The sequence below is a fragment of the Promicromonospora xylanilytica genome (assembly GCF_054782895.1).
In genome coordinates, this window is the sequence record NZ_BAAGRP010000016.1 from 1 (window position 1) to 22040 (window position 22040).

Annotated in this window: 13 protein-coding genes; 3 read left to right on the forward strand and 10 right to left on the reverse strand. The window is 70.5% G+C overall.

Translation table 11 applies throughout. The annotated features are described in order from the left end of the window. Both ACYVK7_RS15355 and ACYVK7_RS15360 read left to right on the forward strand, forming a co-directional pair. A partial coding sequence (locus ACYVK7_RS15355; RefSeq protein WP_460888592.1) for a hypothetical protein occupies window positions 1–403 on the forward strand: 403 nt, incomplete at its 5' end. A 155-nt stretch (window positions 404–558) separates the two neighbouring features. Beyond that, window positions 559–1188 carry a GNAT family N-acetyltransferase gene (locus tag ACYVK7_RS15360; protein WP_460888593.1) on the forward strand — a complete coding sequence of 210 codons (630 nt, stop codon included), beginning with the start codon at window positions 559–561 and terminating at the stop codon, window positions 1186–1188. A gap of 70 nt (window positions 1189–1258) precedes the next feature. On the opposite strand, the gene ACYVK7_RS15365 is transcribed toward ACYVK7_RS15360, so the two are convergent. The 8 genes from ACYVK7_RS15365 to ACYVK7_RS15400 all read right to left on the reverse strand — a co-directional run bounded on the left by ACYVK7_RS15365 (window position 1259) and on the right by ACYVK7_RS15400 (window position 14684). Beyond that, window positions 1259–2266, reverse strand: a complete 1008-nt coding sequence (locus ACYVK7_RS15365) for a sugar phosphate isomerase/epimerase family protein (RefSeq protein ID WP_460888594.1) — start codon at window positions 2264–2266, stop codon at window positions 1259–1261. Further along, window positions 2266–4926 (reverse strand): PQQ-dependent sugar dehydrogenase, encoded by a 2661-nt coding sequence (locus ACYVK7_RS15370; RefSeq protein WP_460888595.1) that lies wholly within the window; start codon window positions 4924–4926, stop codon window positions 2266–2268. The genes ACYVK7_RS15365 and ACYVK7_RS15370 overlap by 1 nt, the downstream gene beginning before the upstream one ends. Window positions 4927–5114: 188 nt before the next feature. Continuing rightward, window positions 5115–6116, reverse strand: a complete 1002-nt coding sequence (locus ACYVK7_RS15375) for a sugar phosphate isomerase/epimerase family protein (protein WP_460888596.1) — start codon at window positions 6114–6116, stop codon at window positions 5115–5117. Window positions 6117–6192: 76 nt separating this feature from the next. Continuing rightward, entirely contained in the window at window positions 6193–9675 is a 3483-nt protein-coding gene (locus ACYVK7_RS15380; RefSeq protein ID WP_460888597.1) for a ThuA domain-containing protein, read from the reverse strand. Between the two features lie 111 nt (window positions 9676–9786). Continuing rightward, window positions 9787–10965: a Gfo/Idh/MocA family protein gene (locus tag ACYVK7_RS15385; RefSeq protein WP_460888598.1), complete on the reverse strand. Its 1179-nt coding sequence runs from the start codon at window positions 10963–10965 to the stop codon at window positions 9787–9789. A gap of 71 nt (window positions 10966–11036) precedes the next feature. Continuing rightward, window positions 11037–12089, reverse strand: coding sequence for a substrate-binding domain-containing protein (locus tag ACYVK7_RS15390; RefSeq protein ID WP_460888599.1), 1053 nt, complete (start codon window positions 12087–12089; stop codon window positions 11037–11039). 82 nt (window positions 12090–12171) lie between these two features. Continuing rightward, entirely contained in the window at window positions 12172–13110 is a 939-nt protein-coding gene (locus ACYVK7_RS15395; protein ID WP_460888630.1) for an ABC transporter permease, read from the reverse strand. A 35-nt stretch (window positions 13111–13145) separates the two neighbouring features. Then, window positions 13146–14684 carry a sugar ABC transporter ATP-binding protein gene (locus ACYVK7_RS15400; protein ID WP_460888600.1) on the reverse strand — a complete coding sequence of 513 codons (1539 nt, stop codon included), beginning with the start codon at window positions 14682–14684 and terminating at the stop codon, window positions 13146–13148. A gap of 75 nt (window positions 14685–14759) precedes the next feature. On the opposite strand from ACYVK7_RS15400, the gene ACYVK7_RS15405 reads away from it, so the two are divergent. Next, the gene (locus ACYVK7_RS15405) at window positions 14760–15941 is read left to right on the forward strand and encodes an ROK family transcriptional regulator (protein ID WP_460888601.1); all 1182 of its coding nucleotides are present in this window, start codon (window positions 14760–14762) and stop codon (window positions 15939–15941) included. 80 nt (window positions 15942–16021) lie between these two features. On the opposite strand, the gene ACYVK7_RS15410 is transcribed toward ACYVK7_RS15405, so the two are convergent. Beyond that, a complete protein-coding gene (locus ACYVK7_RS15410) occupies window positions 16022–18988 on the reverse strand; it encodes a family 16 glycoside hydrolase (RefSeq protein WP_460888602.1) in 2967 nt (988 codons plus the stop codon). A gap of 271 nt (window positions 18989–19259) precedes the next feature. Then, a complete protein-coding gene (locus ACYVK7_RS15415; RefSeq protein WP_460888603.1) occupies window positions 19260–22016 on the reverse strand; it encodes a PKD domain-containing protein in 2757 nt (918 codons plus the stop codon). Window positions 22017–22040: the final 24 nt, after the last annotated feature.

The window sequence follows — 22040 nt, forward strand, 5'->3', positions numbered from 1 at the left end:
GATTAAAACTTTGGCATTGACTATCAAGCACACTGTTGAGTTCTCAAACAACCGACGCACACCGTCAGAGCCGCAATCTTTCCCGATCGCTTCCCTGTCCGGGGCAGTTCCTCTAGCCTACCAGATTCTTTCGGCCGATCAAATTCGCTTCCGTTCTCAGAACTGGAAGGAATTGCACCCGCCTGCCGAATTCGGCACCACATCCCATTCCGGGGAACACGAAGCTTCCCGGTCCTGCGATGTGGGTTTCAACCCCGGCGCGGCCACCTCGCCGTTTCCGGCCGGTGTCCGTCTGCCCGTCGGGCTGACCTGGAGAACATTACACACGTTCCCCCGAGGACGCCACTTCGCTCGAAGTGGCCTGCGGCACACCATGTTTCCGCAGGTCAGGGTCGCTTATTAACGACCCATGAGACGCCACCGGGCAGTACGTGTGACCGGGGACACGCCGACCAGTCCGGCGAACGCCTCCCCTGCGCTCTGCGGACCGTCCGTTGGCTCCGTCCGCACCGTCATTTTCCCGTTCCGTCTCCCCAGCACGGGTACTACGTTCGAACCGTGACCCCCGAGCCGACGGCCCCTGCCTCCTTCCCGACGCACCCAGCACCCGGCGCCCGCTCCGACGGCGCCCGCTCCGGCGCCGTCCGCCGGGCCACCCCTGCCGACGCGGCCGAGATCGCCTGGCTCGCCGCCCTGACCTTCCCGCTCGCGTGCCCGCCCGAGGCCTCGTCGGCCGAGATGGCCACGCACATCGCGCAGAAGCTGACGCCCGCGCACTTTCGCACCTGGGCGAGCAGCGACCAGCACGCGCTGCTCGTGTACGACGACGGCGCGGCACCCCTCGGCTACGCGCTCCTCGCACTCGGTGCGCCGGACGGCAGCGCCGAGGCCGATGCCGTGCGGCGGGCAACAGGGCTGGAGGCCCCGTACGTCGAGCTCTCCAAGATCTACGTCCAGCCCGACCTGCAGGGCAGGGGTGTCGCCGGCGAACTCATGCTGGCCGCCTCCGCGACGGCGGCAGAGCTCGGCCCCGGCCTGCCGTACTGGCTGGGGACGAACGCCCAGAACCTGCGCGCCCAGTCCTTCTACCGCAGGCACGGCTTCGAGGTGGTCGGGCGGCGCACCTACGTGGTGGGCGGGCTGGACCACGACGACGTGGTGCTCCTGCACACCCGTACTCGACCCTGAGCGCGCCCGGAGGACGAAGGGGGTGTGCCCGACGACGTCGGGCACACCCCCTCACTACCTACCTACCCGCTCAGGCGCGCCGGAGCGACCGGATCTCCACGTAGGAACGCGCCGCGTTCCCGAACGAGTCGACCGGGAAGCCGGGTGCCGGCTTCGATGCCGCGTTGTCCTGCTCCCAGATCCCGTGGCGCCTGCCGGCGCCGCCGAGTGCCGACAGGAACTCGGTGTACGGCAGGTCGCCGGCCCCGAACTCCACGATGTCGTAGCCGCCGGAGCTCTCCGGGTTCACCTCTCCGTCCTTGAGGTGCAGGAGCGGGTACCGGTGCGGGTTGCGCTTGACGTAGTCCACCGGCTCGAAGCCCGGGTACCGGTGCTGGCCCACGAACGCCCAGTAGACGTCCATCTCGAGGTACACCTTCGCGGGGTCGGTGTTGTCGTAGAAGACGTCGTACAGACGCACGTCGGGGTTGTCCGTCGCGAAGCTGAACTCCCCGTCGTGGTTGTGCTGGTAGAACTTCAGGCCGCGCGCGGTGGCCGCCTCCCCGAACCCGTTGAACTGCTCGGCGGCGGCGAGATAACCGGCGACCGTGCGGTTTCCGGTCGGAGCCTGCGCCGTGCCGACGTGCGGCATGCCGAGGATCTCGGCGGTGTCGAGCTCCCGCTCCATGTTGTTCGCGAAGTCGCTGATGCCCCGGTGCGCCCCGACGGCCCGCAGGCCGTTGTCGTCGAGGAGCTGCCGGATCTCCTGCGGCGTGATCGGCCCGACCTGGTTCTGCGTGTACCCGGCGAACTCGATCTCCGCGTACCCCATGGCCGAGAGCCGCTCGAACACGGCACGGAAGCCGAGCGAGGAGACCTTGTCCCGGATCGAGTAGAGCTGGATACCGATCTGGCCCGGCGGGACGAGCACCCGGCCGTTGCCGGCGGTGGTGGCGGCCGCCCCCGCCGCGGGGGCGGGGGTGGAGGCGGCGGCGCTGCCCGCGAGGGCCGCGCCGGCGAGCGACGCCGCACCGACGGCAACGGTGCCGCCGGCCAGCCTCAGAAAGTTCCTGCGGTCGACGTCAGTGCGTGATTCCATCACTGCTCTCCTTCGGTACGAGCGGCCCCGGTCGGGCCGGCCACGTTCTGTGCTGCCGCCGGGGGCGTGCCCACGCCCTCGCCGACCATCGTCAGCGCGTCGACGTCGAGCGAGCCGGCCGCGGTGAGGTACAGCGTCCCCGTGCCCTGCGGCGCGTCGAACGCGATGTCCAGGTCCTGCCAGGTGTTCGTGCCACCGCGCACGGTGGCCGTGGCGAACGGCTTGGCGGTGGGCGAGTCCCAGCGGAGCTCGAGCTTGCCCTTGCCGCGGACCGTCGCGGTCGCGCTGTCGATCCCGGTGAGGTTCACCGGGGTGAAGCCGACCGAGCTGCCCTTCTTCAGACCGGTCACGTAGGCGCCGGCCGACGCCGCGTCGTCGGCGACGACCTCGACGCCCTTGCGGACCGCGTGCTCGGCCTGCTGCAGCTTCGGGTTCAGCTGCACCGTCGCCTCGCTGGTGGCCGGCGGCAGGCCGTTCGCCCCGCCGTCGGTGTAGGTCACCACGACCGCCCCGTACAGGTGGGCGCCCGCGCCGTGCTCAGGGGAGTTGGGGTCGGTCGGGAACACCCCGGTGCACCCGGTCCCGGAGACCTCCGGGTGGGCGTGCTCGTCGTGGCCGAGGCCGTACGACCACGTCACCCGGTCGCACACGGTCTCGGCGCCGTCCTCGGCGTCCTGCGTGGTCACCTCGAAGGGCACGTCGTTGCCCCAGTCGAAGAATCCGCCGTCGGCCGGGAACTCCACGGTGACCTCTGGTGCCTGGTTACCCACGCTGATCTCGCGCGAGGTGAGCGTGAACTTGCCGCTCTGGTCGGTGACCCGCAGACGTGCCGTGTACACGTCGAGCTCCGTGTAGGTGTGCGTCGTCTCGGCACCGGTGGCGTCGAACGTGCCGTCGCCGTCGAGGTCCCACTCGTAGGTGAGGGTGTCGCCGTCGGGGTCGGTGGACCCGGTGGCGTCGAACGCCACCTCGAGCGGAGCCTGCGACGAGGAGCCCGGCGTGGCCGTGAAGCGGGCCTGGGGCGCCTTGTTCCCTTCGGCGTAGTCGATGCGGTAGAGCCCGGAGTCCGGGTTCTGCCGGAAGAAGCCGTCGCCGTACTCGAGCACATAGAGGGATCCGTCCGGACCGAACTCGAGGTCGATCGGGTTGTCGTGCGTCTTCATGCCCGCGGCCTCGACGGCGCTGTTGGGGAAGAAGTCCTCGATCGTGCCGACCTCGAACGTGGACCAGTCCACGCTGAACGCCGCGTAGTAGTCCTGGGAGAACTCACCGAAGAACGCCTTCTTGTCCCAGTACTCGGGGAACTTGCCCGGCGCGGTGTTGTCGGCGTCGTAGTGGTAGACGGGTCCACCCATCGGGCCCTGACCGTTGCCCGTACCGAAGTTCACCAGCTCGTCACGCGGCTGGTCGCCCGGCCGGTCGCCGTAGTACAGGGTCGCCGCGCGAGACGCGGGCAGGTCGGTGAGGCCCGTGTTCCAGCGGGAGTTGTTCTGCGGCGCGGCGCAGTCGAAGAACTCGCCCGGGGTGGCGGTCCCGAAGTCCCACTCGTTGTACGCGGCGTTCGGGCCGTGGCAGTACGGCCAGCCGGAGTTGTGCGGGTCGTCGAGGCCCACGGCGTTCCACTCCACGTAGCCCATCGGGCCACGGTCCGGGTTCGCCGCGCCGGCGTCGGGCCCGTAGTCACCCCAGGTCAGGGAGTTCGTCCCCGGGTCCACCTCGATGCGGAACGGGTTGCGCACGCCCATCACGAAGATCTCGGGACGGGTGCCCTCCGTGCCGGGCGCGAACAGGTTGCCCGCCGGGATGTCGTAGGTGCTGCCCTCCCCCGGCGCCGTGCCGGCCGGGATGTCGTCCTTCACGTCGATCCGCAGGATCTTGCCGCGCAGGTCGTTCGTGTTGCCGGCGCCCCTGCGTGCGTCGAAGCCCGGGTTCATCCCCGGCGCGTCGTTGTTCGGGGCGTACCCGTTGGCGCCCGGCGTACCGGCCGGCGTGTTGTCACCGGTGGACAGGTAGAGGTTGCCCTCGGCGTCGAAGTCGATGTCCGCGCCGACGTGGCAGCACTGACCGCGCTGCACCTCGATGTCGAGGACCGGCTGCTCCGAAGCGATGTCGAGCCCGTCCCCCGTCCAGGTGAACTTCGACAGGCGGTTCACGCCCACCCACTGGTCCCAGTAGCTCTCGTCCTCGCCCGCGGGGAGCGAGTTGGGCGCGTTGCCCGACGGCGTGTCCGCCACCCCGTCACCGTCGGCGTCCCGCGGGGAGTACACGAGGTAGACCTGCTTGCTCGTGGCGAAGTCCGGTGCCAGGGCGATGCCCTGCAGGCCGTCCTCCGAGTTGGCGTAGACGTCGATGGTGTTGACCACCTCGGTCACGCCGGTGGCCGGGTCGGTCACCCGCACGTCGCCGTTGCGGGCCGTGTGCAGCACCCGCTTGTCCGGCAGCACCGCCATGTCGATCGGCTCACCGACGTCCTTGGTGAGCAGGATCTTCTCGTAGTTGCCCCAGTCGGTGTCGGCCGCCGCGGCGGCCTCGGCGTCGGGCGTCTCGTGGGCCGACGCCGACGGCGTGGCCAGGAGTGCCGTCCCGACCAGCGCGGTCGCGGCGAGCGCCGCGAACGTCTTCTTTCGCTGCGCCTGAGCGCGAGCCTGAATAGTCTTCATACGTGTGATGCAGCTCCTCGTCGAGTTCGTCACGCGGCCGGGTCTCGTGCGCGTCCCAATTCGTTCGGGACCCGGTCTTCACGTCCTCATCAAGCGCCGCCGTCCGTACCGCGACGGCGGGTCGTTCCTGTGGTGCGGGGCATAACCTCCTTGGTCAGCAGGCGGCGCAGCTCAGCCGGCCGAGAGAATCAGCGGGTCGAGAACGCGGCGTCGAAGGCCGAGTCCGGGGCGTCGTACGCGTGGGAGCGCACGAACTGGAGCGCCTCGGGCGCACCGACGAGGCGGTCCATGCCGGCGTCCTCCCACTCCACGGAGATCGGGCCGTCGTAACCGATCGTGTTGAGCATCCGGAAGGCGTCCTCCCACGGCACGTCGCCGTGCCCGGTGGAGACGAAGTCCCAGCCACGGCGCGGGTCGGCCCACGGCAGGTGCGAGCCCATGCGGCCGTTGCGGCCGTTGGTCATGCGCTTCTTCGTGTCCTTGCAGTCCACGTGGTAGATCCGGTCCTTGAAGTCCCAGAGGAAGCTGACCGGGTCCAGGTCCTGCCACACCATGTGGCTGGGGTCCCAGTTCAGGCCGAACGCCTCACGGTGGCCGATCGCCTCGAGCGTCCGGACGGTGGTCCAGTAGTCGTAGGCGATCTCGCTCGGGTGCACCTCGTGCGCGAACTTGACGCCGACCTCGTCGAACACGTCGAGGATCGGGTTCCACCGGTCGGCGAAGTCCTGGTAGCCCGCCTCGATCGCGGCGTCGGACACGGGCGGGAACATCGCCACGTACTTCCAGATCGCGGAGCCCGTGAACCCGATGACCGTCTTGACCCCGAGCTTGGCGGCCAGGCGCGCGGTGTTCTTCATCTCCTCGGCGGCACGCTGCCGCACGCCCTCCGGCTCACCGTCGCCCCAGACGCGGTCCGAGACGATGTCGCGGTGCCGCTGGTCGATCGGGTCGTCGCAGACGGCCTGGCCCTTGAGGTGGTTGGAGATCGCCCATACCTTCAGGCCGTGCCGCTCGAGCAGCTCGAGGCGCCCGGCGACGTACTCGTCGTCGTCCCAGCGCCACGGGTCCAGGTGGTCGCCCCAGCAGGCGAGCTCGAGTCCGTCGTAGCCCCACTTCGAGGCGAGGCTCGCGACCTCCTCGAGCGGAAGGTCGGCCCACTGGCCGGTGAACAGGGTGATCGGTCGTGCCATTTTTCCTCCGTCGTCGTACTCAGGTCCTGCGGTGCGGTGCGGGGCGGGCCGTGGAGCCCGCCCCGCACCACGGGTATCAGGCGCAGTCCGCCGGGTCCAGGGTGACCAGCAGCGTCGCCTGGCGTCCCGGTCCGTCGGTCCAGTCCTCACCGACGACCAGGTCGGTGCCCGCCTCCGGCCGTGCGGTCACCTGGTAGGTGCCTGCCGCGAGGTCGGCGCTGTCGGCGACCTGGTCGCCCGCTCGGGTGCCGGTCCACTCCTTGATCTGGTAGGACCGCACTCCCGTGACCGTACGGGGCTGGATCGCCCCGCCCGCGTCACAGGTGGGCTGCACCACGTCGACGGCGGGCGTCGGCGGCAGGTAGGCCACCCCGTCGCCCTCGAAGTCGAGCCAGTTCACGTTGGACTGGCCCGCCGTCTGCACGAAGTACAGCGTCCCTGTGCCCTCGGGGACGTCGTGCAGCTCGGCCGTCACGTCGGTGTAGACCTGCCAGCCGCCGGTGGCCGGCACGGTCACGCTGCCGATCTCCGGCCCGTCCGGTGCGCCCCAGCGCACCGAGATGGGACCGCCACCGCTCGGAGAGGCCGCGCGGAGCGTGACGGCCGAGATGTTGGTCAGCGACACGGGCTCGAACGCCCACCAGTCGTCGGGCTCGATGAAGCCGATGTTCTGGCCGCCGCCCGCGCTGTCGCCGGTGCCCTCGCGCTGCACGCCCGGGTCACCGCCGCTGGTCGAGCCGGGGAGCCGGCCGGTGTCGGTGAAGAACTCGGCCTGGAGCCGCTTCGGCTGCAGCACCTGCAGGTCGCTGCCGGTGAGCGGGACGCCCACCTCGCCGCCGTCGTCCGCGAACGTGGCCTCGAGGGTCCAGAAGATGTTCGCGTCGGCGCCGTGCCCGTCGTCGGCCGCCGTCTGCAGCACGCCGTCGCAGCCCGTCAGCTCCTCGATGGGGTGGGAGTGCGAGTCGTGCCCGAGCGACGTGTAGAGGGTGACGGCGGAGCAGTCGACCGTGCCGTCCGGGTCGTCGACGGCCACCTCGTAGCGCACCTGGTCACCCCAGGAGAAGAAGCCGCCGTCGTCCGGGAACGTGATGGACACGGTCGGGGCGGTGTTGCCGACCACCACGGTCACGTTGGCCACCCCGACGGCGCCGGTGGCGTCCGTCGCGGTGAGCTGGGCCGTGTACGACCCGTTCTCCGTGTAGGTGTGGGCGGGGTCCGCCTCGTCCGACGTGGTCCCGTCACCGAAGTCCCAGTGCAGGGTGATGGGCTCACCGCTCGGGTGCCGGCTGCCGTCGGACGAGAACTGCACGGCGAGGGGGGCGTGTCCGTCGGTGACGTCGGCGGACGCCTGGGCGATCGGTGACGGGTCGCCCTGGGTGTAGGCCACCTTGTAGATCCCGCTGGTGTCGTTGTCCCCGCCGAAGCCGCTGCCCCAGTCGATGGCGTAGAGCGCGCCGTCCGGGCCGAACTCCATGTCCATCGCCCGGTCGAAGCCCGCGCTCGGGTCGAGGAGGCCCGGCAGGACCCGGTTGATGTCGACCAGGTCGTCCCGCTGCTCGCCCGTGAGCTGGAGCGAGTACACCTTGCCCTGGTTCCACTCCCCCAGGAACGCCTTGCCGTCCCAGTACTGGGGCCACTGGACGTCGGAGTCGAGCTCCGGGTCGAAGTCGTAGACCGGGCCGCCCATCGGCGCGCCGCCGCCCCCGATCTCGGGGAAGTCCGGGTTGCCGCCGTAGCCGTACCAGATCTCGGCCTCCTGGGCAGGGGGCAGCTGCGTCAGGCCGGTGTTGTTCGGCGAGTCGTTGACGACGCCGCCCGCGCAGTCGAACGTCTCGCCGGACCGGCCGGTGGCGAAGTCGTAGTCGACGTACGGGGTGTTGGCGCCCGTGCAGTACGGCCAGCCGTAGAAGCCCGGCTCGCTCACCACGTTCCACTCGACGGTCCCCGCCGGTCCTCGTGCCGGGTCGGCCGCACCGGCGTCCGGTCCGTAGTCACCGAGCAGCACGTTGTCCGTCACCGGGTCGATGCCGATCCGGAACGGGTTGCGGAAGCCCATGGCGTAGATCTCCGGGCGGGTGCCCTCGGTCCCGGGCGCGAACATGTTGCCCTCCGGGATCGTGTAGGAGCCGTCCGCCTCGGGGTGGATGCGCAGGACCTTGCCCCGCAGGTCGTTCGTGTTGGCGGCCGTGCGCTGTGCGTCGAAGCTCTCCCGGCCCGGACGCTCGTCGATCGGCACGTACCCGCTCGACTCGAACGGGTCGGTGTTGTCCCCCGTGACGAGCACCAGGTTGCCCTGGGAGTCGAACTGCATGTCGCCGCCGGCGTGGCAGCACCGGTCACGCTGTGTGGTGACCTTGAGGACCGCCACCTCGCTCGCGGTGTCGATGGTCTGGGTCGCCGGGTCGTAGGTGAACCTCGACACCCGGTTGTGCGGCCCGTCGTCGCCCACGTCCGCCGGGGACCAGTACAGGTAGACCCAGTGGTTGGTGGCGAAGTCCGGGTCGAGCACGATGCCGGTCAGGCCGTCCTCGTTGGCGAGGGTCACGTCGAGGGTCGCGGCGGTGGTGGTCAGGTCGGTCTCGGGCGAGATCACCTGCACCCGTCCGTCACGCTCCACGTAGAAAACGGTTTCGTCCGGCGCGACGGCGAGCATCATCGGGTTGGCCGTCTCCTCGTCCAGCGGCACGACCTCGTAGCTCTCGTCCTGGGTGGCGCCGCAGTCCGAGTCGACGACACCGGCCGCGGTCTGGATGCCGCCGAGCAGGTGCTCGAGGAACGCGGGCTCCGCGTACGACGCGTCGGTGTGCCCGCCACCGGTGTACCAGGACCGGCCGCCGTCGTAGACCTGGCACCAGGCCGTCGGGTGGTCGGCGCCCATCGCACCGCCGCCCGCGTCGTAGCTGTCCTCGTCGAGGCTGGCCAGCACGTGCACGTCGCCGCGCGGGTTGGTGCGGAAGTTGTACCACTCGTCGTGCCGGTCCCAGCGGTCCGGCAGGTGCGCGGTCGACGCGTGCGCGTGGTCCTCGACGTCGATCGTCGCGTCCTGGTTGGCCGGGTGGCTGTGGAAGTACGCCCCCACCAGCTCCCCGTACCAGGGCCAGTCGTACTCGGTGTCGGAGGCCGCGTGGATACCCGCGTACCCGCCACCACCCTGGATGTACCGCTCGAACGCCGCCTGCTGGTCGGCGTCGAGCACGTCGCCGGTGGTGGACAGGAACACCACCACCTCGTAGTCGGCGAGGCCCTCGTCGGAGAAGACGCTCGCATCCTCCGTGGCGGTGACCGTGAAGTCGTTCGCCGCGCCGAGCTGCGTGATCGCCTCGATCCCCGTGGGGATCGAGCCGTGCCGGAACGCCGCCGTCTTCGAGAAGACGAGGGCGTCGAAGGGTTCTGCTGCTGCGGCCGCCGGTGCGGCGGCCGCAGCGGCCCCCGCACCGTACGAGGCGACAGCCGGTGGTTCTGCCGCGGCTACCGAGGCGGCCGGTACGGCGACCGCCGCCGCGGCCGCCGAGGCCACCACCAGTCGCCGGAGACTGCGGGTTCCATGCACGTTTCTCACCAAGGGCTCCTCATCGAGTCGGATCAGTGCTCGTGCTGTACTCGTACGGTGCGGCGCCGCCTCACGGCGGCCTTGCTTCGTCGGCCTTGCTTCGTCGGCCTGGCCTGCGGTTCAGGCCAGCGGGACCCACCCCCCTCCGTCGGCCGAGCTGCGCTCCACGGCGTCCAGCACGCGCTGGACCTCCAGGCCGTCACGGAACGACGGCGTCGGCTGCCGTCCCGCCGCCAGGTCACCCATCAGGTCCACGACCTGGTGGGTGAACGCGTGCTCGTAGCCGAGGCCGTGCCCGGCCGGCCACCACGCGCCGCCATAGGGGTGCTCGGGCTCCGTGACGACGATCCGGCGGAAGCCGGCGGTCGTCGCGTCGTCCGTCGCGTCGAAGAAGTGCAGGAGGTTCATGTCCTCGAAGTCGAACGCGAGCGAACCCTTCGAGCCGTTGATCTCCAGCCGGATCGCGTTCTTGCGGCCCCAGGCGAACCGGGTCGCCTCGAAGGTCGCCAGGCCGCCGCCGGACAGCCGCCCGAAGAAGACCGCGGCGTCGTCCACCGTGACCTTGCCCGTGCGGGCGCCGTCGGCCACCCCCGACAGGCCGGAGGACGACGACGCCTCCGGCCGCTCGTGCACGAAGGTCTCGAGCAGCCCGCTCACCCCGGTGAGCGACTCACCGGTGATGAACTTCGCCAGGTCCACGACGTGGGCGCCGATGTCGCCCAGCGCACCGGAGCCCGCCTTCTGCTTGTCCAGGCGCCAGGACATCGGCGCCTCGGGGTCCGCGATCCAGTCCTGCAGGTACTGCGCCCGCACGTGCCGGATCTCGCCGATCCGCCCCTGCTCCACCAGCTGGCGGGCCAGGGCGATGGCGGGCACGCGACGGTAGGTGAACCCCACCATCGCGCGCACGCCGCGCTCGGCCGCCGCGTCGGCGGCGGCGACCATCTTCTCCGCCTCGGCCACGCTGTTCGCGAGCGGCTTCTCGCACAGGACGTGCTTGCCCGCCTCCAGCGCCGCCACCGCGATCTCGGCGTGCGTGTCGCCCGGCGTACACACGTCGATCAGCCCGATGTCGTCCCGCGTCAGCAGCTCCCGCCAGCCGACGACCGCCTCGTCCCAGCCGAGCCGGTCGGCCGCCGCACGGACCCCGGCCTCGTCCCGGCCCGCCACCGCGCGCATGCGCGGCGCCAGGACCAGGTCGAAGAACCGGGGCGCCGTGCGCCAGGCCTGCGAGTGTGCTGCCCCCATGAACGCGTAGCCGACCATGCCGACCCCGAGCTCGTTCTCACCGCTGCTCATACCGCGCCTCCCCCCACTCTCGATTCACCGCCGTGTTGCACGCCCGAGGGCGTCGTCCGATGCGTCACGCGTCAGGACTCGAAGCCGATGGGGAGGTACTCCTCGACGTTGTCCGCCGTCACGACCGGTGCGAAGAGCTGCACGGTGCGCGGCACGCCGATCGATGCCAGGTCCCCGATCGTCTTGTTCTGCGCGATCAGCCGGGCGAGCTTGACGCCGTCGGCCGCCTGCGTGGACGGGTAGACGACGGTCGCCTGGACCACGCTGTCGCCGGACTGGATCTCCTCCATCATGTTGCTCGACCCGGCGCCACCGACCAGGAAGAACTCGTCGCGGCCCGCGTTCTCGATGGCCGCGAGGACGCCGACACCCTGGTCGTCGTCGTGGTTCCAGATGGCGTCGATCTCGGGCTCGGCCGACAGCAGGTTCGCGGTGGCCTCCTCGCCGCCGGCGACCGTGAAGTCGGCGGCGACGCGAGCGTCGACGTCCAGCCCGCAGTCCTTGAGCGCGTCCTTGAAGCCGTTGCTGCGGTCCGTGGTCAGCGGCAGGGCGTCGATGCCGGCGATCTCTGCGACCACGGCGTCCTTGTTGTCACCGATCTGCTCGCAGATGTAGGTACCGGCGCTCACGCCCATGCCGTAGTTGTCGCCCAGCACCGTGGTGCGGGCGGCGAACGGGCTCGTGAACTCGCGGTCCACGTTGACGACCGGGATACCGGCCTCCATGGCCTCGAGCGCCACCTCGGTGAGCGCGGCGCCGTCGAAGGGCAGCAGCACGATCGCGTCGACGCCCTGGTCGATGAAGCCCTCGATCTGGCTGATCTGCACGCTCACGTCGTTGGTGCCCTCGGCGACCTGGAGCTCGACGTCCTCGTACTTCTCGGCCTCGGCCTCGGCCGCCGAGGTGATGGCGCCCATCCAGCCGTGGTCGGCGGCCGGGGCGGAGAACCCGATGACCACCTCGTCGCCGGGCGCGTCGTTCTCGGTCGTGGTGACGGGGCCGGCGGCCGCCGTCTCCTCGTCACGCGGCTCGTTGCTGACGCAGCCGGTGACGACGAGCGCCGCGCAGGCCGCTGCGATGAAGGCGCCGGAGACCCTGCGCGTACGTACTGTTGAAGAAGTCATCGTGATCTCCCTTGATCCAGGGTCGTGCTTGGGGATTGGCTGAAACATGTACTGCGTGGAACGTGGGCCGCGAGGACGCGGCTCAGGTGCTCGTGGCCTTCTCGCGCGCGGCGAACCACTGCTGCAGCAGCACGGCGCCCACGATGATCGCGCCCTTGGCGATCGCCTGGACCGAGCTGTCGATGTTGTTCAGGATGAACACGTTGGTGAGCGTCGAGAAGATCAGGACGCCCAGCACGGTGCCCGTGATGGTGCCGCGGCCACCGGCCAGCAGCGTGCCACCGACGACGACCGCCGCGATGGCGTCCAGCTCGAGCAGCGTGCCGGTCGTCGAGGAGCCCGCCGTGGTGCGGGCCAGCATCATCACGGCGCCGATACCCGCCGTCAGGCCCGCGAGCCCGTACAGGTAGAGGGTGTGCCGCTTGATCTTGATGCCCGCGAGGCGTGAGGCCTCGGGGTTGCCGCCCACCGCGACGGTACGCCGGCCGAAGGTGGTGCGGTTCAGCAGGAACCACCCGGCGATGGCGACCACGACGAAGATCCACACGATCATCGGCACGCCGAGCACGTCGGCGCGGAACACGTCGAGGAAGGGATCCACCTCGACGAGCTGCGTCTTTCGTCCGGCGATGATCTCGGCGAGGCCCTTGGCCGCGGCCAGCATGGCAAGGGTGGCCATGAAGGCCGGCACCTTGCCGTACGCGATCAGGGCACCGTTGATCAGGCCGGCGACCAGGCCGACGGCCAGCGCGGTGACCACGATGACCCACCAGCCGTAGTCCTCCGCCATGTACTGGGTGGACAGCGTGGACGCCCAGACGGTCGCCAGGCCGAGCACCGAGCCGACCGACAGGTCGATGCCACCGGCGGTGATGACGAACGTCATGCCGATGCTCACCACGCCGGTCGTCGCCGCGAGGGCGAGCAGCGTGGTGATGTTGCCGACCGTGGCGAACCGGCCACCGGTCGTGGCAATCCCCACGACGCAGAGCAGGAGGAGGGCGAGCACGAGGCCACCCATTCGCAGTGCCGGCCCTGACAGGGCCGATCGTCCTCTCACGGGACACTTCCTTCCATGACCATATCGAGCACGGCGTGCTCGTCGATGTCGTCGGCGGGGCTCTCGTGCACCGCCTTGCCGTCGGAGATGACCAGGACCCGGTCTGCCAGGCCCAGCACTTCGGGGATCTCGCTGGAGACGACGACGACGGCGGTACCGTCGTCGGCCAGCCGGCGGATCAGGTTGTAGATCTCGGAGCGCGCGCCCACGTCGACGCCCCGGGTGGGCTCGTCGAGCAGCAGCACGCTGCAGCCGTGCACCAGCCAGCGGGCGAGCAGCGCCTTCTGCTGGTTGCCGCCGGACAGCGTGCGCGCGTCGCGCTCCACGGAAGCCGGCCGCAGCTCGAGCGCCTCGACCTGCTCCTGTGCCGCGGCACGCTCGGCCGCCTCGTCGAGCCAGCCGCCATGAGCGAGGCGCCCGAACGAGGACAGGGTGATGTTCCGGTACACGGGCTCGTCCAGGAGCAGGCCCTGGCTCTTGCGCTCCTCCGGGCACAGGCCCATGCCCGCCGCGACCGCCGCGTCCACACCGGACCGCAGGCGCTTGCCGCCCAGCCGCACGGTGCCCGACGTCGCCCGCCGGGCCCCGTAGATGGTCTCGAGGATCTCGGACCGGCCGGAGCCGACCAGACCCGCCAGGCCGACGATCTCGCCGGCCCGGACCGTGAGGGAGACGTCCTTGAACACGTCGCCCAGCCCCAGGTCGGTGACCTCGAGGACCGGCGCGGCGTCCTCCGGCACGCCGGGGCGCGCGGGGAACGAGTACTCGACGGCGCGCCCGGTCATCAGCTTGATCAGGTCGTCCGTCGGTGTGTCCGCGACGGTCAGGCTCGTCGCGACCGTGCGGCCGTCCTTGATCACGGTGATGCGGTCACCGAGCTGCCGGATCTCCTCCAGCCGGTGCGAGATGTAGACGACGGCGACGCCGTCGGCCGTGAGCTCGCGCACGATGCGGTGGAGGTTCCCGACCTCCTCGGAGTCCAGCACGGCGGACGGCTCGTCCATGATCACCACGCGCGCGTCCCGCGACAGCGCGCGGGCCAGCGAGACGATCTGCTTCCCGGCCGCGGGCAGGGTGCCCACCTCGCGGTGGGGCGAGATGTCGGGGTGACCGAGCCGCTCCAGGATGGCCCGGGTGTTCCGCGCCGCGTCGGACCGGCGTGTGACGCCGCCCCGTGCGAGCTCGTGCCCGAGGTAGATGTTCTCGGCGACGGTCAGCCCGTCGACCACGTCCAGCTCCTGGTAGATCGTCGCGATGCCGAGCTTGAGCGCCGCGACCGGGTCGGGGATCGTCACCGGTTCCTCGTCGAGCAGCACCTCGCCCGCCGTGGGCTGGTGCGCACCCGCCAAGACCTTGATGAGGGTGGACTTGCCCGCCCCGTTCTGACCCAGCAGGCAGTGCACCTCACCAGGGAGGACCTCGAGGTCCACCCCGTCGAGCGCCCGCGCACCGGGGAATTCCTTAACAATGCCCCGCATACGAAGCAGGGGCTGCTTCACCTGTTGCTCTGCCCCATGGGGGTCCACGTCGACCATGTAACGAACGTAGAGGGACTTTTGGCGACGGTCAAGCAAAAGTCGCAACTTCGTTGGCCATGATTGACTAGAGACATGGTGGAAGTGGCACGGGAACTGATGCAGCAGGCGCCCAAGGTCTCTGGAGCCGGGGACATGTTCCAGCTCTTGCGGGACGGAAGACCGCGCACCCGAGCGGACCTCGCGGCGGTGACGGGGCAGGCCCGGTCGACGGTCGCGGCGCGGATCGACCTGCTCATGACCGCGGGACTGATCGCGCCCGCGGGCGAGGCGTCGTCGACCGGCGGCCGCCCGCCCGCGACGTTCGCCTTCGCGCCGTCGGCCCGGGTGGTGCTGGGCGTCGACCTCGGCGCGACGCACGCGCGGCTCGCGCTGACCGACCTCGCCTCCACCATCCTCGCGCAGCGGGACCTGCCGCTGCTGATCACCGACGGGCCGGAGCTGGTGCTCGACCAGGTCGCCGCGACCGGCACCGAGCTGCTGGCCGAGGCCGGGCGGACCGCCGACGAGCTCGCGGGAGTCGGCGTGGGCCTGCCGGGGCCGGTCGAGCACGCGACCGGGAAGCCCAACAACCCGCCGATCATGCCGGGCTGGGACGACGCCGACGTGCCGGCCATCCTCGGGGCGCGGTTCAACGCGCCCGTGCTGGTCGACAACGACGTCAACATCATGGCCCTCGGCGAGCACCGCGCCGCCTGGCCCGACGTGGCGGACCTCCTGTTCGTCAAGGTCGCCACGGGCATCGGCGCGGGCATCATCGCCGACGGCGCGCTCCGGCGCGGCGCGCAGGGCTCCGCCGGAGACATCGGGCACGTCGCGGTACCCGGCGTCACGGACGTCGTGTGCCGGTGCGGGAACATCGGCTGCCTCGAGGCGATCGCCAGCGGGCTGGCCGTGGCGAACGCGCTGGAGGGCACCACGACGCCCGCCGACGTCGTCGCCCTGGTGCGAGCGGGCGACGTCGCCGCGAGCCAGGCCGTGCGCCAGGCCGGCCGGGACATCGGTGCCGTGCTCGCCACGAGCGTCAGCCTGCTCAACCCGTCGATGATCGTCATCGGCGGGATCCTCGCCGATGCGGGCGAGCACATCGTGGCCGGCATCCGTGAGGTCGTCTACCAGCGGTCCCTCCCCCTCGCGACGCAGTACCTGCGCATCGTCACCGCCCGGACGGGCACACAGGCCGGTGTCCTGGGCGCGAGCGCCATGGCGGTCGACCAGGCCCTGTCCTCCGAGGCCGTGGACCGCCTGGTCGGCTGACCGTACCGGACGGCCTGCGGCCCTGACTCGGCGTACGTGGTACGCCGGGTCAGGGCCGCAGGCCATTCAGTCGGGCCGCGTCAGCTGAGCTCCTTCACCCGGACGTCGCGGTAGAAGATGGTCTCCCCACCGCCGTGGTTCTGGAGACCCACGTACCCCTGGGCGAGGTCACGTGCGGGGTCGGTGCTCTCGAAGTCGTTCACCAGCACCCCGTTGAGCAGGACCTTGATGTTCTGGCCCTCCACGCGGATCTCGTACGAGTTCCACGAGCCCACCGGGTTCAGCGCCTGCTCCACGGCCGCGGCGTCGGCGCCCTGGAACGTGTAGATCGACCCGGTGGTGCGGTCGGGCTCGTCGCTCGCGTCGACCTGGATCTCGTAGCCCTCGTTCACGGCGACCCACGGGTCGTTGCCCGGGTCGGGGAACCCGACGAAGATGCCGCCGTTGTCGTCCTTGATGAGCTTCCAGTCCAGCTTGAGGCTGTACTCGCCCAGCTCCTGGCCGGTGTGCCAGAGCAGGCCCATGCCGCCCGTGCTGCGGATCGAGCAGTCGCTCTGCCGGCCGAACGAGCCGGCTCCGGCAAGACGCCACTCGTCGAGGGACGCCAGGGTGCCGTCGAACAGGGCCTCGTAGCCCTCCTCGTAGTCCTTCGACCCGCAGATGTCCGGGTTGCCACCGACCTTGAGGACGTCGAGGTTGACGTTGCCGTCGTCGTCCTCGTCGTAGCGCAGGGTGATGGTGTTGACGCCCTTCTCGAGCTCCATCGGCCGCGTCACGGTGGCCCACGTCTTCCAGTCACCGGTGGACTCCAGGGCCCACGGCTCGACCTCCTGGCCGTTCACCAGCACCGAGACCTGCTTGGTGCCCTCGAACGGGTTGGGGCCGTTGGCGTAGCGCAGGCGCACGGGGTGCGTACCGGCCCGGTTGACGTCCACCGTGAACTTCACGGACGCGCCCACCTGGCCGAAGCCGGCGACGAACCCGGAGCCCGAGTAGCCGGAGTGGTCGGTCGCGACGTCCGCGGAGCCGCGCAGCGTCGCCATCTCCGCCTCGTGGTAGCCGCGCTCGGCCGGCGAGGTGTAGCCGGGGATCGCGTTGAGCGTGTACCAGGCCTCGGTGTTCCACAGCTCGCGGCCCTCGGTGTCCGCGAACGGGCGCGGGCTGCGCAGGTGCACCACGCGTCCCGGCTCGAGGCCGTCCACCGTGAGGGTCACGCTCTTGCGGTCGGCGGAGACCTCCGCGCCGGCGACGAACAGCGGACGCTCGTCGACCTTGGGGCCGCCGTAGGTGGGCCGGGGCACGTAGCGCCAGTGGTCCATCCGGAACGCGGCGTTGGGGTCCTCGGCGATCTTGGCGACCGTCTCGTCCGACAGCGGCTGCGTGTACTCGATCTCGAAGCCGGTCTCGGTGGCGCGCATCTCGGTCATGTCGAACGCGTCCTGGCCGTTGGGCGCGAGCTTCTGCAGGCCGTAGCGCAGCTTGCCCGGCTCGCTCCAGTTGCCGCCCTCGCCGATACCGCCCACGTACAGGGCGCCGTCGGGCCCGACGACGGTGCGGTTGACGCCCGCCTCCATGCCGGCCGAGTAGCGGAACACCGCGCCCTGGTACTCGCCGTCGACCTCTTCGAGGAAGCCGCGCTGCAGGCCGCCGTACGTGACGTCACCGAAGACGAGCTGACCCGCGAACGGACCCTCCTCGAGCGACACCGGGGAGCTCGGCGAGTTGCCGATCTCGTTCTGCGGCACCCAGAGCGCCGGAGCCGAGACGGGCTGGTCGTCGAACGGCCCGGCGGGGTTGGTGTAGTGGTTGAAGAACTTGCCCTGCTCGACGTGCACGAGCTTGGACGCCGGCAGCCAGGCGCCCTGGTTGTCCATCGCGAACAGCTCGCCGTCCGGGCCCTTGACCATGCCGTTGGGGGTACGCAGACCGCCGGCCACGTAGTCGACCTCGCCGCTCTCGCGGTTGATCTTGATGGTGCTGCCGCGGTTCTCGGCGGGCTGCGGGTCCGTGGTGGCGCCACCGTTGTTGATGGCGACGGAGAGGTTGACGTAGAAGTTCTCGTCGTCGTACAGGAGGCCGAAGGCGAACTCGTGGAAGTTGCCGCCGAAGGGCCACTCGGCCACCGTGCTGTGCGTGTCGTAGAAGCCGTCGCCATCAGGGTCGGTGAGCTCGGTCAGGCCGTCGCGCTCGGAGACGAAGATCGAGTCGTCGATCACCGCCACACCCATCGGGTTGAACAGGTCCGTCGCGACCTTCTCGACGGTGACCTCCTCCTTCGAGGTCTCACCCGTGACGTTGTCCAGCAGGAAGATCTCGCCGGGCTCGGGGTTCTCGACCCAGCCACCGGGGCTCACGGAGCCGGAGGTGACCACGGCGAGGCGCTCGTCGGCGGTCCAGTCGAGCGCCGCGACCATGGGCTCGAAGCCCTCGGGGCGCAGGTCCGTGAGGGTGAGGCCCGGGTGCACGGCGTCGAGGCGCATGCCGTCGCCCGCCGAGTCGTCCTGGCCCTCGCAGTACTTGGTACCCGGCGCGGTCACGCGCACGACGTCGGCCTCGGTGCTCAGCACCGACGACGGCACGACCTCGAAGTCGGCGGCGCCCGGCGGGCGCCACTCGAGCCGCAGGATGTTGTCGTTCGTGTTGTCGAAGTACTCCACGCGCAGGTCGTGGTAGCCCGCGTCGAGGGCGATGGTGCCCTCCTTCGAGGACTCGCCGTGCAGGCCGTCGTGGTCCACGACGACCGTGTCGTCGATCGACAGGCGCGAGCCGTCGTCGCTCGTGAGCCGGAACTCGTAGTTGCCCGCCGAGGGCACCGACAGGTTGGCGAGCGCGTGTGCGATGAAGCGCTCGCTCAGGCCGAAGTCGGCTTCCTGGGTGAAGTCGATCGTCGGCTTGAGCTGATCGACGTTCGGTGTCTGGCCCGAGCGCAGCGTGCACAGCTCGCTGAGGTCGCGGGCCAGGTCATAGGAGCGGAGCGTGACGCCCGGCTCCTGCGGCGGAAGATCGTCCGTCGCGGCCGTCGCCGCGGGGACGGCTCCGGTCAGCATCACTGCTGACACTGCCGCCGCGGTGGCGGCGGCGGCTAACTGTCTCGTGCGAGTCTTGGTTCCACGTTGACGCATGAAGGCTCCTCGGTCGGCTTTGACCCTGCGGCTAGCAACCTACGAGAGACTTCTGTCGAGAGTCAACCAGAAGTTGTCAGGCAGTCACCGTTAATGGGTGAATCCTGCCGCGCGGCCCCGCACCGGCCGGACACACGGTCGGCCGGCCCTGACGCGACCAACGCGTCCGGACCGGCCGACCGGTCATGCCGTCAGCTCATCGCCCGCTGTCGGCGACGACCAGCTCCACGGTGGTCCAGTCCCTCGTCCCCTCGCTGTCCGTGGCGATCAGCCGGGCGGTGTACCGGCCGGGAGCCGTGTACTCGTGCGTGACCTCCTGGCCCTCCGCCGTCGTGCCGTCACCCAAGTCCCAGAGGTAGGAGGTGATGTCCCGGCCCTCCGGAGCGACCGCGGAACCCGACAGGTCGACGGTGAGGCTGCCGGCACCGCCCTCGCGGCTGGCCTCCGCCTCGACCACCGGGGCGGTGGCGTCGGCGACGCCGCGGCCGTGGAAGACGAGCCAGTCGAGCGCCGGCGCGTCGCCCGCGTCGGACGCCTGCGACCTGTCGGCCGCCTGCCCCTTGTCGCTGGCCACGAGGTACAGGGTGGTGGTCCCGTCGTGTCCCTCGAGGTCGAGGCTGGGCGAGACGACCTGCCCGTCCGCGGCCGCCGCACCGACCCGTACCTGACCGAGCTGCGGCCCGGTCGGGCTGCCCTCGCGCACCTCGACGGTGGTGCCGACGGCACCGGGCACCACTCCGAGCGTGAGCCCGGTGATGCCGGTCAGGTCCACCGGGTCGAACGCGATCCAGTCACCGGAGTCCAGGTCGCTGACCAGGCGGCCGCCGCGTGCCGCCGGGTCGTCGGCGACGGTGACACCCGAGCTGTCGCTGAAGAACTCCGCCTCCTTGTCCTTGACCTGCAGCGTGATGCGGTCCTGGCCGGTCAGCTCCGGGACACCCTCAGCGCCGAGGTCCTGGTAGCCCGCGCCGAGCACCCCGTACACGTTCTGCCCGACACCGTGGTCGGCGGGGTCGAGGAAGACCGACCCGGAGCAGCCCGTGTAGTTGTCCAGCGGGTGCGCGTGCGTGTCGTGGCCGAGCTGGGTGTTGACGGTCACGCGGTCGCAGTCGATGGTTCCGGCAGCGGTGGAGCCGTCCTCGGCGTCGACGACGTCGACCGAGTACCCGATGGTGTCCCCGAGCTCGGCGAAACCGCCCTCGGCCGGCGTGTCGAAGGAGACCTCCGGACGGGTGTTGCCCGCCGTGATCTTCTGGACCGAGACGCCGGTGAGGCCGTCGCTGTCGGTGACGGTCAGTCGCGCGGAGTACTGCCCCCGCTCCTCGTAGGTGTGCACGGGGCTGACCTCGGTCGAGTCCACGACGCCGTCGTTCTCGAAGTCCCAGGCGTACGTGATGTCGAGCCCGTCGGGGCTGTTGCTGGCCGCTCCGTCGAAGCTGACGGTGAGCGGGGCGGAGCCGGACTCGACGTCGGGCGTGAACGACGAGACCGGGCGCCGGCCGTCGGCGACGTGGTCGATCCGGTAGATGCCCGCGTTGGTGTTGGTGCTGCCTCGCCCAGCCCCTCGCCCGCTGCCGAAGTCCATGATGTACAGCGAGCCGTCGGGCCCGAACTCCGCCTCGAACGGCGCGACGAAGGTCTCCTCGGGGAGGAACGGGTCGATCGAGAGCAGGTCACCGGTGGCCTCGTCGAGCGAGAGCACCTTGTAGAAGTTGCGGGCGTACTCGGAGACGAACCAGTGGCCGTCGTAGGCCTCGGGGAACTTCGTCTTGACGGGGTTCTCGGCGTCGTACCGGTAGACCGGGCCGGCCATCGGGGCGGCACCACCCGTTCCCAGCTCCGGGAACTGAGCCGACTCGCCGTAGCCGTACCAGACCAGCGGCAGCTGGCTGGGCGGCAGCTCGCGCAGGCCCGTGTTGTTCGGGGACTCGTTGACCGGGTTGGCGCAGTCGAACGCCTCGCCGGACTCGCCGGTGGCGAAGTCGTAGTCGATGTACGCCTGGTTGTCCGCGTGGCAGTACGGCCAGCCGTGGTTGCCGGGCTCGGTCATGCGGATGAACTCGACCATGCCCTCCGGCCCGCGCAGCGGGTTCGCCACCCGGGCGTCCGGCCCGTAGTCACCGACCAGGACCGCGCTCGTCTCCGGGTCGACGGTGATGCGGAACGGGTTGCGGAAGCCCATCCCGTAGATCTCCGGGCGTGTGCCCTCCGTGCCGGGCGTGAACAGGTTGCCCTCGGGGATCGTGTACGTCCCGTCGTCCTCCGGGTGGATCCGCAGGACCTTGCCGCGCAGGTCGTTGGTGTTGGCGGACGTGCCCTGCGCGTCCCACGCACGGCGGCCGTCACGTTCGTCGATCGGCGTGTAGCCGGCCTGGTCGAACGGGTCGGCGTTATCGCCCGTGGCCACGTGGAGGTTGCCGTCGGGGCCCATCGCCAGCGAGCCGCCCATGTGCGAGTTCGCGCGGCCCTCGCCCCGCCAGATCGTGTAGTCGAGCAGGCGCTCCTCCGACGCCGGGTCGATCGTGTTGTCCGCGCCCATGGTGAACCGCGAGAGGTTCATCTTGGCGACGTCCGGGTCGCTCCACAGCAGGTACAGCCACCCGTTCTCGGCGAAGTCGTTGTCCAGCGTCAGCCCCAGCAGGCCGTCCGACTGGGTCAGGAGGTCGAGGGAGTAGTCGAGGTCGAGGGCGGTGGTCTGGCGCAGCGTGTCCTGCTCGACGACCTTCACCGCGCCGGTGCGCTCGATGTAGATGACCCGGCCGTCGTCGGCGACCGCGAGCTCGAACGGGTCGCTCAGCCCTTCCGTCACCAGCGGGACCTTCTCGAAGCTCGACGAGTCGGTGTGGTCCCCCGCGCCGGGGTGCGCTGCGGAGACCGAGGCGGTGGCCAGGGACCCGAAGGCGACGGCCATCCCGATCACGGCCGCCACGGCTCTGTGGCGTGATGCAGACATCATGAACACTCCTTTGTGTAGGGA